This window comes from Streptomyces koelreuteriae (assembly GCF_018604545.1).
GTDB classification, from domain to species: Bacteria; Actinomycetota; Actinomycetes; order Streptomycetales; family Streptomycetaceae; genus Streptomyces; species Streptomyces koelreuteriae.
In genome coordinates, this window is sequence record NZ_CP075896.1 from 7,667,050 (window position 1) to 7,680,285 (window position 13,236).

At 71.3% G+C, this 13,236-nt stretch carries 11 protein-coding genes; 3 read left to right on the forward strand and 8 right to left on the reverse strand.

Annotated elements, in window-relative coordinates; all coding sequences use genetic code 11:
* Positions 1 to 24: 24 nt before the first annotated feature.
* On the reverse strand, positions 25 to 627 hold the full coding sequence (locus KJK29_RS34570) for a peroxiredoxin-like family protein (RefSeq protein WP_215123112.1): 603 nt from the start codon (positions 625 to 627) through the stop codon (positions 25 to 27).
* 70 nt (positions 628 to 697) lie between these two features.
* Between KJK29_RS34570 and KJK29_RS34575 the strand changes: the two genes are divergently transcribed.
* Positions 698 to 1,312 carry a TetR/AcrR family transcriptional regulator gene (locus KJK29_RS34575; RefSeq protein WP_215123113.1) on the forward strand — a complete coding sequence of 205 codons (615 nt, stop codon included), beginning with the start codon at positions 698 to 700 and terminating at the stop codon, positions 1,310 to 1,312.
* Between the two features lie 22 nt (positions 1,313 to 1,334).
* Here KJK29_RS34575 and KJK29_RS34580 read toward each other — a convergent pair whose 3' ends face one another.
* The 6 genes from KJK29_RS34580 to KJK29_RS34605 form a co-directional block, all read right to left on the reverse strand.
* Entirely contained in the window at positions 1,335 to 2,570 is a 1,236-nt protein-coding gene (locus KJK29_RS34580; RefSeq protein WP_215123114.1) for an NAD(P)/FAD-dependent oxidoreductase, read from the reverse strand.
* 124 nt (positions 2,571 to 2,694) lie between these two features.
* Entirely contained in the window at positions 2,695 to 3,639 is a 945-nt protein-coding gene (locus tag KJK29_RS34585) for an RNA polymerase sigma-70 factor (protein ID WP_215123115.1), read from the reverse strand.
* A gap of 55 nt (positions 3,640 to 3,694) precedes the next feature.
* Positions 3,695 to 4,699 (reverse strand): TAXI family TRAP transporter solute-binding subunit, encoded by a 1,005-nt coding sequence (locus KJK29_RS34590; protein ID WP_215123116.1) that lies wholly within the window; start codon positions 4,697 to 4,699, stop codon positions 3,695 to 3,697.
* Positions 4,696 to 6,087, reverse strand: a complete 1,392-nt coding sequence (locus KJK29_RS34595) for a sensor histidine kinase (protein WP_215123117.1) — start codon at positions 6,085 to 6,087, stop codon at positions 4,696 to 4,698. The genes KJK29_RS34590 and KJK29_RS34595 overlap by 4 nt, the downstream gene beginning before the upstream one ends.
* A gap of 26 nt (positions 6,088 to 6,113) precedes the next feature.
* Positions 6,114 to 6,770 carry a response regulator transcription factor gene (locus KJK29_RS34600; protein ID WP_215123118.1) on the reverse strand — a complete coding sequence of 219 codons (657 nt, stop codon included), beginning with the start codon at positions 6,768 to 6,770 and terminating at the stop codon, positions 6,114 to 6,116.
* 22 nt (positions 6,771 to 6,792) lie between these two features.
* Complete coding sequence (locus KJK29_RS34605) at positions 6,793 to 8,142, reverse strand: MFS transporter (RefSeq protein WP_215123119.1); 1,350 nt, start codon at positions 8,140 to 8,142, stop codon at positions 6,793 to 6,795.
* Positions 8,143 to 8,347: 205 nt separating this feature from the next.
* Here KJK29_RS34605 and KJK29_RS34610 point away from each other — a divergent pair, with 205 nt between their 5' ends.
* Positions 8,348 to 10,801, forward strand: coding sequence for a SpoIIE family protein phosphatase (locus KJK29_RS34610; RefSeq protein WP_215123120.1), 2,454 nt, complete (start codon positions 8,348 to 8,350; stop codon positions 10,799 to 10,801).
* Between the two features lie 83 nt (positions 10,802 to 10,884).
* On the forward strand, positions 10,885 to 11,910 hold the full coding sequence (locus KJK29_RS34615) for a 5'-nucleotidase (protein WP_215123121.1): 1,026 nt from the start codon (positions 10,885 to 10,887) through the stop codon (positions 11,908 to 11,910).
* On the opposite strand, the gene KJK29_RS34620 is transcribed toward KJK29_RS34615, so the two are convergent.
* On the reverse strand, positions 11,852 to 13,039 hold the full coding sequence (locus tag KJK29_RS34620; RefSeq protein ID WP_215123122.1) for a polyamine ABC transporter substrate-binding protein: 1,188 nt from the start codon (positions 13,037 to 13,039) through the stop codon (positions 11,852 to 11,854). The genes KJK29_RS34615 and KJK29_RS34620 overlap by 59 nt on opposite strands.
* Positions 13,040 to 13,236 lie beyond the last annotated feature (197 nt).

Below are 13,236 nucleotides of genomic sequence, written 5' to 3' on the forward strand. Positions count from 1 at the left end.
TGTCCGGGTACCCGCGGCCCCCGGTCACCGGGCCGCGGGATTCGTACGGGGCGTGCGCGGGGTGGTGGCCGCCAGTTCCAGCAGTTCGTCGACCGACCACTGGTCGTAGACGTGCTCGCCGTACTTGGCCGCGAGGACGCGCCCGCCGGGTGCGATGAGGAAGTCGGCGGGCAGGCCGAGCCGGCCGCCGTGCGGGCTGGTCGAGGGCAGGCGCTCCCGTCCGCGGGCAACCTCCCGTACGCCGCTGAGGACCGCGCGGACGATCGGTCCCCAGGCTCGGGGGCTGAGCAGGGCGCGGGGCGACCGCTCCACGCCGAACTCCGTGTACAGCCTCCTGGTGGGGTCGGCGACGACGGCGAACGGCAGATCGGTCGTGTGGGGCGACAGTTCCCCGGCGGGGGAGTGGAAGACCACGACCTCGCGTACCCCGGCGGCCTCGATCTCCCCGTGCCGCCGTATCACCGACCGCAGATGCAGGTTGCAGACCGGGCAGCCGGCGAACCGCCGGAACTGAAGGTGAACCAGCCGGCCGGGGTCGGGAACGGCGACCTCGTCGCCGGAGACAGCGCTGAGCGTGCGTGCGTTGACGGTGGACCCGGGCTCCACCGGACTGCGGGACAGGCGCATCGACATTCCCTCCGTTGGCGTACGGCATACGCCTACCAGCGTAGGCGTATGCCGTACGCTGTCAACCGTCATGCCGCGTCCCCGTTCCCTCACCCCCGATCAGCTCGCCTCGGCCGCCCTCGCCGTCATCGACCGCGACGGGCTCCCCGGGCTGTCGATGCGCGCCGTCGCCCAGGAGCTCGGCATGAGCACCATGGGTCTCTACCGCTATGTGCACGACCGCGATGAGCTCGAACGGCTCGTCGTCGAGCTGGTACTGAACGCCGTGGACTCCGGGCCCCCGGATCCCGACGCGTCATGGCGTGAGCGGATCGAGGTCATGGCGCGGCGTCTGCGCGACACCGTGGGCGCTCATCCGGCGGTCGTTCCCCTGACCATCACCCACCGGCACCACTCCCTCGGAGTACTGCGCTGGTCGGAGACCGTGACCGCCGTCCTCACCGAGGCGGGCATCGAGGGCGACCGCCGGGTCATCGCCCTGCGCGGCCTGCTCGGCTACATCATCGGCGCGATCCAGCTGGAACACCTAGGGCCCCTGTCCGGCCCGGGGACGACAGCCATCACCGAGCTGCCGCCCGCCGAGTTCCCCCACATGACCGAAACGGCGCGGGACGCCCGGAACATCAGCGCGGACCAGGAGTTCCTGGGAGGGCTCGCCCTGCTGCTCGACGGCCTCGGGGCATGAGGCCGTCGGGCTGCCGTGCGCGTCAGGCCGCTGTCCCGACCGACGCATCGGCCAGGGCCGGCTGCGGTACGACGCGGCGGCGGCGGGTCGGCAGGCCGAGGGTCGGGTTGGCGACGCCCCAGGCCGCGCCCTTGCAGATCAGTTCCTTGTAGACGGCGGCGAACCGGCCCGTCAGGGCCGCGCGGACGGCGCGGTCGTCGGCGGTGACGTACTGGATCAGGCCTTCCTCGCGGCCCAGCGAGATGCACTGGTTGAAGTAGCGCAGCGGGGCGTTCGGGAGCTTCCCGCCGGTCAGGCGGGCCGCGATGGCGTCGGCGGCCTGCCAGGCCATGGGGGTGCCGGAGGCGCACGACATCCGCAGCGGCTTGTCGCCGGGGCCCATGGCGAGGGCCGCGTCGCCGATGGCGTACACGTCCGGGTGCGAGACCGAGCGCATGGTCCCGTCGACCACGATCCGGCCGGTGTCGGTGACCTCCAGGGTGGTGGCCCGCGCGATCGGGTGGACGGCGAAGCCGGTGGTCCACACGGTGGCCGCGGAGGGGATCGTCCCGCCGTCGGCGGTGGTGACACGGTCGGCCTCGACGCCGGTGACCGAGGTGTGCTCGTGGACGGTGATGCCGAGCTTGCCGAAGACCTTCCGCAGGTGCCGGCGGCCCTTGGGGGAGAGCCAGTCGCCGAGTTCGCCGCGGGCGGCCAGGGCGATGTCGAGGTCCGGGCGGGCCTCGGCGATCTCGGTCGCGGCCTCCAGGCCGGTGAGTCCGCCGCCGACCACGACCACGGACTCTCCGGCGTCCATACGGGCCAGGCGCTCGCGCAACCGCAGTGCGCCGGGTCGGCCGGCGAGCTGATGGGCGTGCTCGGCGACGCCGGGGACGCCCTGGTCGTTCCAGCCGCTGCCGAGGGCGTACACGAGGGTGTCGTACTCCAGCTCCTCGGTCTCCGGCTGCCCGGGGCCCTGCGTGTCGACGGGGTTGACGGGATCGACGGCGTTGACGGTGACGGTCTTGCGGTCGACATCGACGCCGGTGACCGTCGCGAGCTTCAGCGCGACGCCGGTGCCCGCGAACATGTCGCGGAAGGGCCGGGGCCTGAGGTCCTGCCCCGCCGCGAGCTGGTGCATCCGGACCCGCTCGACGAAGTCGGGCTCGGCGTTGACGAGGGTGAGGGCGACGTCTTCACGGTGCAGCCTCTTGGCGAGGCGGCCGGCGGCGATGGCTCCGGTGTAGCCGGCTCCGAGGACGACGATGCGGTGCTGCATTTCGGGCTCCTGTCTCGAGCGGGACTCGCCCCTTGAACCGGGCAGCCCGCCGTTTCCTGACAGGACCGTGGTGTGAAGCACGTCACATCGTCGTCGATGGTGTCAGAAGACCTTCGGAAGATCTTCAGAAGACCGTGAGCAGGGGAGCGCCGTGGTCGGTGGCCGCCCACTGCCTGGTCGCGCGTTCGAGCTTGTCGGGGTTGACCTGGTTGCGGAACCCGGCGATGCCCTCGGCGGTGATCTCCAGGCACATCACGCCGATGACCCGGCCGTCGAGGACCACCACGAGGGCGGGGCCGCCGTTGGCGGTCGAGGCGTAGACGTCGGGCGATCCGCCGACCAGGTCGCGCTTGGCCTTGCCTGGCTTGAACAGGCCCCGCATGAACTTCGCGACCGCGAGGGCCCCCTCGAACGCCTTGGCACGGGCCGGGACCTTCCCGCCACCGTCGCCGACCGAGACGGCGTCCTGGGTGAGCAGCCGCACCAGCGGCTCGGTCCGGCCGCTGGTTGCGGCCGCCAGGAACTCCTCGACGACCCGCCGGGCGGCGGCCTCGTCGACCTCGGTTCGGGCCCTGCCGTCCGCGACATGCTTCTTGGCGCGGTGGAAGATCTGCTGGCAGGCGGCCTCGGTGATGTCGAGGATCTCGGCGATCTCCCGGTGCGGGTGGCCGAACGCCTCGCGCAGGACATACACCGCCCGCTCGTTGGGGGAGAGGCGCTCCAGCAGGGCGAGGACCGCGTACGAGACCGATTCGCGCTGTTCGGCGGTGTCGGCCGGGCCGAGCATGGGGTCCCCGGCGAGCACCGGCTCGGGGAGCCACTGGCCGACGTAGGTCTCGCGCCGTGCCCGGGCCGAGGCGAGCTGGTTGAGGCACAGGTTGGTGAGCACCTTCGTCAGCCAGGCCTCGGGGACCTCGACGCGGTCGATGTCGGCGGCCTGCCAGCGCAGGAACGTCTCCTGTACGGCGTCCTCGGCCTCGCTCGCGGAACCGAGGAGCCGGTAGGCGATGGCCTCCAGACGGGGCCTCGCCGCCTCGAACCGGTCCACGTCGCTCATGGTCAGGGCCATGACCGGGATCTTAGCCCGGGTGTGCCCGCTGAGGGACAGGAGCGGAGAGCCGCCGCTACCCGTGCAGTTCGCGATACGCGGCGACCGCCCCGGGATGCAGGGGGACGGCCCCCGTGGAGATCAGGCTGCGGGCGTCGAGGAACTGCGTGCCGAGGGCCGGGGCCGGGACGAGGCGGGTGGCGCGGCGGACCAGGACGTGGGTGAGGGCGGCGGCGACCGGGGCCGGGAGGCCGGGGCGGCAGAGCAGGAGGTTGGCGACGCCGATGGTGGGGACCTCGGGGGTCTTCCGGTACGCCCCGGCCGGCACCGACACCGCCTCCAGACCCGACCCCGCCGGGCCGAGGCCGGCCCGCAGCCGGGGCAGCAGACCGGACAGGGGCAGCAGGCGGATACCGGGGTCCGTGTCGAGCCAGGAGAGCACCGGGAGCGGTACGCCCCCGGCGACCAGCAGGGCGTCGATCGTTCCGGCCCGCATCGCACGCGCCGCCTCCGGCATCAGCAGATGCCGGACCCGTACGTCGGTGCCGGGGGTCAGGCCCGCGACACGCAGCAGCCGGTCGCCGAGCACCGCACCGCCCGACGCCGCCGCGCCCAGCGAGAGCGTGCGGCCCGCCAGGTCGGTCACCCGGTGGATCGGGGCGTCGGAGCGCACGGCGAGCTGGACATAGTTCTCGTAGACCCGGCCGATCGCGCGCAGCGGGACGCGGCGGTCGAAGGGCGCGGTGCCGCCGTACGCCGCCCACGCGATGTCCGACAGGGCCGGTGCCACGTCGGCCCGGCGGGCCCGGAGCAGCCGTACGTTGTCGACGCTGCCCTCGCTGTTGACCACCTCGCAGGACAGCCGCGGGTAGACGGCCGTGACCTGGGCGGCGAGCAGTCGGCCGAAGGCGGCGTAGAAGCCGTCGGTCTCGCCGGTCGCGATCCGCAGCTTTCCCTGCGGGCCGTTGTCCGCGCGGCGTGTGTCGGCGGCCACCGAGCCCGCGAGCAGGCCGGTGCCCGCAACGCCCAGTGCGGCGCGCAGCGCGGTGCGGCGGGTCGTGGCGCCGTCGGGGCCGGTCATGCGATGCGGCCCTTCGGGAGCACGATCCGCACGCGCAGGCCGTGCGGGTCGGCCGCCGTGAACTCGACGTGCCCGGCGTGTCCGGCGACCAGTCGCTCGGCGATCGCCAGACCGAGGCCGCTGCCGCGCACCTCACGGTGCCGTTCCGAACGCCAGAAGCGGGTGCCCGCCCGGGGAAGCTCCCCCCTCGCGAGGCCCGGGCCGTCGTCCCGTACCTCGAGCACCGCGTCCGGGCCCTCGGTGAGGCAGCGCGCCTCCACGCGGGCGCCGCTCCCCGCGTACTTGATCGCGTTGTCGAGGAGGATGTCGGCCACCTGGGCCAGCTCGCCCTCCGGACACGCCATGAGGACGACGGGGCCGGGGACGAACTCCAGGTGGACTCCGGCCTGTTCGGCCACCGGCTGCCACAGCCGGGCCTGGGCCGCGGCGACCGCCGTCGCGTCGCAGCACGACTCGCGTGCGTCCGTGACGGCCAGTTCGCCCGCGCGGTGCTCGGCGTTCGCCAGGGTGAGCAGATCGTCGAGGAGATGCTCCATGCGTTCGAGTTCGGACGTCACCCCGGTGTAGGTGCGGGTGGCGGAGGTGCGCAGATGCGGCTGGAGCGAGTCGATGCGCAGCCGCAGGGCGGCCAGGGGGTTGCGCAGCTGGTGCGAGGTGTCGGCGACGAGCCGTCGCTGCTGCTCCAGCGCGGTGGTGACCCCGTCGGCCATACGGTTGAAGCCGGTGGCGAGCTGCCGCAGCTCCGGCGGCCCGCCGGCCCGCGCGTGCTCGGGCGGCAGCCCGGCGGCCAGGGTGCCGACCGCGCGATCGAGACGGTGCAGCGGCCGTACGACCCACTGCGTGGCCCGGCGGGCGAGCAGCACACAGGCCACCGCGAACAGCCCGGCACCGGCCAGGACGAGCGCCCAGCGCAGGGCGATGTCGTCCGCTGCCGTCCGTACCGAGGCCCGCAGCACCACCGCGCCGGACACCCTGGTGCCGGTGCCCACGGGACGGGCGAGCAGCCGGTCGGCCCGCGACCAGGGCCGCAGCGTCCCGCCGGGGGAGACGGGCTGGTTGCGCAGCGCCGCGTCGACGAGCCGGGCGACGGCCGGGTCGGCGGCGCGCAGGCCGCCCGTCTGTACCACCGGGGCGCGGCGGGCGTCGACGACCACGACGGCCTCGCCGTACAGCTCGGTGTAGCGCCGCACATCGGCGGTGAGCGCGCCGGTGTCGTCGCTCTCGGCGGCCTGCTCGGCCAGCCCGGCGAACCGGTCGAGGTCGGCGGTGCGTGCCGAGACGAGCTGCTGGGTGCGCTGCGCGGCGGTGACGGCCAGCAGCGGGACGGCGAAGCCGGCCACGGCGAGGACCACGAAGGCCAGGACCACGGTGAGGACGCGGGTGCGCATGAACAGGGCCTGCCGTGAGAACCGGCTCAGTCGCCGAAGCGGTAGCCGAAGCCGCGGATGGTGGTCAGCACCTCGGGGCGGCCGAGCTTGGCCCGCACCTGGGTGAGATGCACGTCGAGCGAGCGGGACACGGCGAGGAACGCGTCGCCCCACACCTCGTCCATGAGCTGCTGGCGGCTGACCGCCGTGCCGGCCCGCGCCGCCAGCGCGGCGAGGACCTCGAACTCCTTGGTGGTCAGCCGCACCTCCGCGCCGCCGACCGTCACCCGGCGCGCGTCGAGGTCGACCTCGACATCGGCGACGCGCACCGTGCGCGCCGCCGGGGCTGCGGGCGTGGCACGGCGGGTGACGGCCTCGATACGGGCCAGCAGCTCGGCCAGCCGGACCGGTTTGACCAGGTAGTCGTCGGCGCCCAGCCGCAGGCCGCGCACCACCGACCGTTCGTCGCCCCGCGCGGTCAGCACCACCACCGGCAGGGGGCTGACCGCGCGCAGCTTGCGCAGCACCTCAAGACCGTCCAGGTCGGGCAGGCCGAGGTCGAGCAGCAGCAGGTCCGCCTGCCGGTGGCGGGCGAGGACGTCCTCGCCGCGCTTGACCCTGGCCGGCGCGTGGCCGTTGTCGTACAGGGCCTCGGTCAGCGCGCCCGCCACACCGTCGTCGTCCTCGGCCAGCAGCACCCGCACGGCTGCCTCCCTTCCCGCCTCGTCAGTCGCGAGACCGGGAATCGTCCTCGTCCAGCGGGGACGCGTCGGAGGTCTCGCGCATCCGAATGTAGACGAGCAGCGAGATCAGGACACAGGCGGTCACGTAGTAGAAGTACCAGTTCTCGTGCCCCGCCTTCTTGAACCACAGGGCGATGTACTCGGCGGTACCGCCGAACACGGCCACGGTCAGCGCGTACGGCAGGCCGACGCCGAGCGCCCGGATCGAGGTCGGGAACAGCTCCGCCTTCACCACCGCGCTGATCGAGGTGTACAGGGAGCTGACGGCCAGCGGCCCGACCATGAGCAGGAACGCGTACACGGGATCGCTGGTGTGCGACAGCAGCGTGAGCGAGGGCACCACCACCACGGTGCCCAGCACCCCGAACGCGATCAGCAGGGGACGCCGCCCCACCCGGTCGGAGAGCAGCCCCATCACCGGCTGGAGCAGGACGAACACGAGCAGCGCGAAGAAGTTGATCCAGGCGGCCGTCGGCTTCTCGATGCCGCTGGTGTTGACCATGAACTTCTGCAGATAGGTCGTGTACGTGTAGAAGAACAGCGTGCCGCCCATGGTCAGGCCCACCACGACCAGGCACTGGCGCGGGTACGACAGCAGCAGCCGCAGGCTGCCGCGGGCCGGGCCGTCCTGCTCCTTCTCGCCCTCCGACGCGGCGCGCTCGAAGCTCTCGGACTCGTCCATGCCGCGCCGCAGCCACAGCACGATCACCGCCCCCGCGGCGCCGACGACGAATGCGATCCTCCAGCCCCAGGAGTCCATCTGCGCGGGGCTGAGCACCTGCTGCAGCACGATCTGCAGGCCGAGCGCCGTGAGCTGGCCGGCGATGAGGGTGACGTACTGGAAACTCGAGTAATAGCCCCGGCGGCCGGGCGTGGCCACCTCGGACATATAGGTGGCGGAGGTCGAGTACTCGCCTCCTACCGAGAGCCCTTGCAGCAGCCGCGCGGTGACCAGGAGGATCGGCGCGGCCACTCCGATCGAGCCGTACGACGGCGTCAGCGCGACGATCAGCGATCCGGCCGCCATCAGCGTCACCGACAGCGTCAGCGCCGCTCGGCGGCCACGGCGGTCGGCGTAGCGGCCCAGCACCCAGCCGCCGATCGGCCGCATCAGGAAGCCGACGGCGAACACCGCGGCGGTGTTCAGAAGCTGCGCGGTCTGGTCGCCCGAGGGGAAGAAGACGGACGCGAAATAGACGCTGAACGCGGTGTACGCGTACCAGTCGTACCACTCGATCAGATTGCCGATCGATCCACGGACGATATTGCTGACGACCCTGCGTTCGTCGCGACGCGGCTTGCGCGCCCGCTCGGCGGTGGTCTGTGTGGCCATCGGAACTCCCTTGTCTGCGGCCCGGAAGCACACAGAGTCGACGGCCCGAACAGGGCAGCTCAACGCCGGGAGCCAAGTCCTTACAGTCCCTTAGGGAGGTCCCTCGCCACATGGTGACCACGGATGAATACTCAATTATCCTGGTTTGCACTCAATACCGTGTATAGCGATCAGGGTCCGGTGCTTCTTTGGGCAGGATGGCGCGATGACGCAACCGGGAACCACCGGGGACGAGCCGGTGGCGGAGCCGGTGCAGGCCGACGGCGAGGCGGCAACGGCCAGAGCGGTCGTGGACGCACACGGAGGGCTGACCGGGTGGAGCGAAGGTGCACGACGGCTGCTGGGGTACCAGGAGGCGGAGGTCACGGGCCGCTCCGCGACCCTGCTGCTCGCCGACGAGCCGCTCGCCGACACACTGCGGTCCCTCGCGGGGCTGCGCCGGTGGAACGGCTCGGTGAACCTCCGCCATCGGGACGGCCACCTCGTCCGGGTGAGCCTCCTGGCACACCGCCGTGAGCGGCCCTCCGGCGACGGCAGCGGCCCCGAGTGGCTCCTCGTCTCCCCGGTCGCCGGCACCCGCAGCGAACTCGACGAGGACAGCCCGCACGGGTGGTCCCTCACCCAGTCCCCGTGCACCACCGCGCTCTACGACACGGAGCTGCGGCTGCTGCGGGCCAACGCGGACATGGAACGCGTGATGGGCCTGACCGAGGCCGAGATGCGCGGGCTGCGGGTGTCGGAGATCGTCCTCGACGCCGAGAGCGACCGCACCGAGGACCTGATGCGGCGGGTCCTGGCGACCGGCGAACGGCAGCACATGCGAGCCGCCCTGCACCTGTCCGGCGATCCGCGGGAGAGCCTGTGGTCGGTCACCCTGGCGCCGGTGCACGACCCCGACGGCACGGTCCGGGGCGTCCTGCTGTCCGCCCACAACATGACCGAGGAGCACCTGGCCCGGCAGCGCCTCGCCCTGGTCGCCGAGGCCGGGGTCCGTATCGGCACCACCCTCGACCTGACCCAGACCGCTCAGGAAATGGCCGACGTCGCCGTCGGGCAGCTCGCGGACTTCGTCACCGTGGACCTGCTCCCCGACATCGAGGACGACCAGGAGCTGCGCGCCATGACCCTGCCCAGCCCGGTCATGCTGCGCCGGGTGGCCAACCAGTCGGTGCTGCCGGGCTGCCCCGAGGCCGTGGTGGATCTGGGCACGGTCGCCGTCTACCCGAACGTCTCCCCGGCCGCCGAGGTCCTCGCCTCGGGACAGCCCCTGATCCACGAGGTGACCCCGGCCGGGGTGGCCAAGTGGGAGAACCAGGCCCCCGAGCGCGCGGAACGGGTACGCCGCTTCGGCTTCCACTCGGTCCTGGCGGTGCCGATGCGGGCCCGCGGCATCACACTCGGCGTGGCCACCTTCACCCGGCACCGGAACCCGGAACCCTTCACCGAGGACGACCTGCTCCTGGGGCAGGAGATCACCGCCCGGGCGGCTCTGAGCATCGACAACGCCCGCCGCTACACCCGGGAGCGCACCACCGCGCTGACCCTGCAGAGCAGCCTGCTGCCGCAGGGCCATCCCCGCCAGCCCGCGGTCGAGACCGCCTCGCGTTACCTTCCCGCCAGCGCGCAGGCCGGTGTGGGCGGCGACTGGTTCGACGTCATCCCGCTCTCCGGCGCCCGGGTGGGCCTCGTCGTCGGCGACGTCGTGGGGCACGGGATCCAGGCCTCGGCCGCCATGGGACGCCTGCGCGCGACCGTGCGCACCCTGGCGGACGTCGACCTCCCGCCCGACGAGCTCATGACACACCTGGACGATCTGGTGGACCGCCTGTCGGCCGAGGGCGACGACGCACCCGACAGCGCCCCCGACATAGGCGCCACCTGTCTCTACGCCGTCTACGACCCGGTCAGCCGACGCTGCTGCGTGGCACGCGCGGGCCACCCGGCGCCGGCCCTGCTCATCCCCGGCAGCGAACCCTTCCTGCTCGACCTTCCCGCCGGACCGCCCCTGGGGCTGGGCGGCCTGCCCTTCGAGTCGACCGAGATCGAACTGCCCGAAGGCAGCCTGCTCGCCCTCTACACCGACGGTCTCGTCGAGGCGCGCGGGCGCGACATCGACCAGGGGGTCGACGACCTGCTCAAGACGCTGGCCCGAGCGGGATCCTCGCTGGAGAGCACCTGCGACGACGTGCTGCAGGCCCTCCTCCCGGACCGGGCGGCCGACGACGTGGCGCTGCTGCTGGCCCGCACCAAGGCCCTGGACTCACGCCATGTGGCCGCCTGGGACGTCCCCCCGGAACCGTCCGAGGTCGCCCGCATCCGGCGCGGCGTCACGCGGCAGTTGCAGGAGTGGAACCTGGAAGAGGACGCGTTCGTCACTGAACTCGTCGTCAGCGAACTGATCACCAACGCCATCCGCTACGCCGAGCCGCCCATCGAACTGCGCCTGATCCTGGACCGCAACCTCATCTGCGAGGTCTCCGACACCAGCAGCACCGCACCGCACCTGCGCCGCGCCCTCACCTACGACGAAGGCGGCCGCGGCCTGCTCCTGGTCGCCCAACTCAGCCGCAGATGGGGCACCCGCCACGCCCGCCGCGGCAAAACGATCTGGGCGGAACAGGCCCTGTCGACAGGCGAATCCGGCCCGGCCGCGATGTGAGGCCTCCCACCCATCTCCTACTGTGTGCAGCGCGCCGGCCTCAGTTCCAGTACCACCGTGATGTCCACCAGGGGGAACCCATCATGCCGCCCTACAGCCTCGAGAATCGGTTGGTCATCGGGATAGCGTCAAGCGCCCTCTTCGACCTCGCGGAGTCCGATGGTGTGTTCCGGGAGGAAGGTGAGGAGGGATATCGCGTATATCAGCGAGCCAATCTTGGCAACACGCTCCAGCCGGGTGTCGCCTTCCCCTTCATTCGCCGCATTCTGTCGCTGAACGACTTGAACCCGGAAGGTGATCCCCTGGTCGAGGTGATCATTCTTTCCCGCAACGACCCTGACACAGGGCTTCGAGTCATGCGGTCCATAGAATCGCACGGCCTGCCCATCAGCCGGGCCGTATTCATGCAAGGCCGGGCGCCGTACAAGTTCATGCGTGCTCTGCACATGTCCCTCTTCCTGTCCGCGGACGAGGGCGACGTACGGGAAGCGGTGGCCGCCGGGCTGCCTGCCGGGCGGGTTCTCGGGTCCGCCGTCGCCGATGACCCGGAGGACAGGGATCTGCGGATCGCCTTCGACTTCGACGGCGTTCTCGCCGGTGATGAATCGGAGCGGGTCTTCCAGCAGGGCGGTATGGAAGGGTTCCGGGCTCACGAGACCATGAACGTCGCCACCCCTCACGACGCGGGCCCGCTCCGTGACTTCCTGCGTGAAATCAACACGCTGCAGCGAAGGGAGGAAGAACGTCGCAGGGAGGACGAGGATTACGAGATCCGCGTCCATGTATCCATCATCACGGCCCGCAGCGCACCGGCGCATGAGCGCGCCATACTGAGTTTGGAAAACTGGGGAGTGACCGTCAATGACGCGTTCTTCCTCGGCGGCATCGACAAGAGCTCGATCATGGATGTGCTGCGCCCTCATATCTTCTTCGACGACCAGAAGTTGCACCTCGAGGGGACTTCCCGGACAACCCCGAGCGTCCACATTCCCTTCGGGGTGGTCAATCAAGGGGAGAGCGGTCAAGAGGTGAGCGGCCAAGGGGAGAGCCCTACAATCCCACGATCCCGTTCCACCGCTTCCCGAATTCCACCCGCTCCGTCGACGTGATGTCACGCGCGACGGCGAGCCGGCTGCGCATCTCCGCGTCAGGGAAGATCAGCGGGTTCTCGGCGAGGGTGGCCGTCTCCTCGTCCTTGGCGGAGGCGAGGATCTCCTGGGCGGCCGGGACCGGGCAGACGTAGTTGACCCAGGCGGCGAGTTCGGCGGCGACCTCGGGGTCGTAGTAGTGGTCGATCAGCCGCTCGGCATTCGCCTTGTGGCGGGCGAGGTTGGGAATCATCAGGGACTCGGCCCACAGCTCGGCGCCCCCGTCGGGGACGACGAACTCGATGTCCGGGTCGTCCGCCTGAAGCTGGATGACATCGCCCGAGTACGCCTGACAGGCCAGGACGTCCCCGCTCGACAGATCCTTGATGTAGTCGTTGCCGGTGAAGCGCCGGATCTGTCCCCGCCGCACCTGCTCCTCCACCTGGTCGCAGACCGTGTGGAAGTCGTCGGCCGTCCACCGGGTGATGTCGACGCCGTTGCCCTGCATCAGCAGCGCGAACGCCTCGTCCACACCGGACAGCAGCGTGACCCGTCCCTTCAGGTCACTCGCCCACAGATCGGAGACCTGCCGTATCTCCCGGCCGGTCCTGCGCCGGTTGTACGCGATCCCGGTGATCCCGGACTGCCACGGCACCGTGCACTTACGGCCGGGGTCGAAGGCCGGCGAACGCAACTGCGGGTCCAGATAGCGGGTCACGTTGGGCTGCCGCGCCCGGTCCATCTCCTGCACCCAGCCGAGCCGCACGAACCGCGCGCACATCCAGTCACTGATGACGATCAGATCGCGGCCGGTGGGCTGATGGTTCATCAGCGCGGGACTGATCTTGCCGAAGAACTCGTCGTTGTCATTGATCTCCTCGACGTAGTCCACCGATACGCCCGTCCGCTTCTCGAAGCCCTCCAGCGTCGGCCGGCTCGCCTGGTTCTCGTCGTCGGTGTCGATGTACAGCGGCCAGTTCGCCCAGATCAGCCGCCGATCAGTGGCGGACAGATCGGCCGCGGCACGGTCGCCGGGCCGCACATAAGCGGCCGGTACGCCACACCCGGCCAGTCCGCCGAGCACCGCACCGGAACCGACCGCACGCAGCAGGCTGCGGCGGGAGAGCGGAGGGATCGTCTTCAGGGGCATTCGGGCAGCATGCCGCGCCTTGCGGGGCCGAACAATTGACATCGCGTCCGGAAGCCGGGCCGGTGTCCCGACACCCTGTCGAGCGGTGGGCGCCGCCGGAGGGTGTGGCAGTCCTTCTGACCTGCGAATCCATCGGGTCACATAACAGTTTGACTTTACTATCTCTTTTGGATTGGCTGCGGGCTCGACCATCACGA

Bases quoted from the DNA above. Each gene is read 5' to 3' on its own strand.
- KJK29_RS34570 (WP_215123112.1), bottom strand. From the start codon at position 627: ATGCGCCTGTCCCGCAGTCCGGTGGAGCCCGGGTCCACCGTCAACGCA.
- KJK29_RS34575 (WP_215123113.1), top strand. From the start codon at position 698: ATGCCGCGTCCCCGTTCCCTCACCCCCGATCAGCTCGCCTCGGCCGCC.
- KJK29_RS34580 (WP_215123114.1), bottom strand. From the start codon at position 2,570: ATGCAGCACCGCATCGTCGTCCTCGGAGCCGGCTACACCGGAGCCATC.
- KJK29_RS34585 (WP_215123115.1), bottom strand. From the start codon at position 3,639: ATGGCCCTGACCATGAGCGACGTGGACCGGTTCGAGGCGGCGAGGCCC.
- KJK29_RS34590 (WP_215123116.1), bottom strand. From the start codon at position 4,699: ATGACCGGCCCCGACGGCGCCACGACCCGCCGCACCGCGCTGCGCGCC.
- KJK29_RS34595 (WP_215123117.1), bottom strand. From the start codon at position 6,087: ATGCGCACCCGCGTCCTCACCGTGGTCCTGGCCTTCGTGGTCCTCGCC.
- KJK29_RS34605 (WP_215123119.1), bottom strand. From the start codon at position 8,142: ATGGCCACACAGACCACCGCCGAGCGGGCGCGCAAGCCGCGTCGCGAC.
- KJK29_RS34610 (WP_215123120.1), top strand. From the start codon at position 8,348: ATGACGCAACCGGGAACCACCGGGGACGAGCCGGTGGCGGAGCCGGTG.
- KJK29_RS34615 (WP_215123121.1), top strand. From the start codon at position 10,885: ATGCCGCCCTACAGCCTCGAGAATCGGTTGGTCATCGGGATAGCGTCA.
- KJK29_RS34620 (WP_215123122.1), bottom strand. From the start codon at position 13,039: ATGCCCCTGAAGACGATCCCTCCGCTCTCCCGCCGCAGCCTGCTGCGT.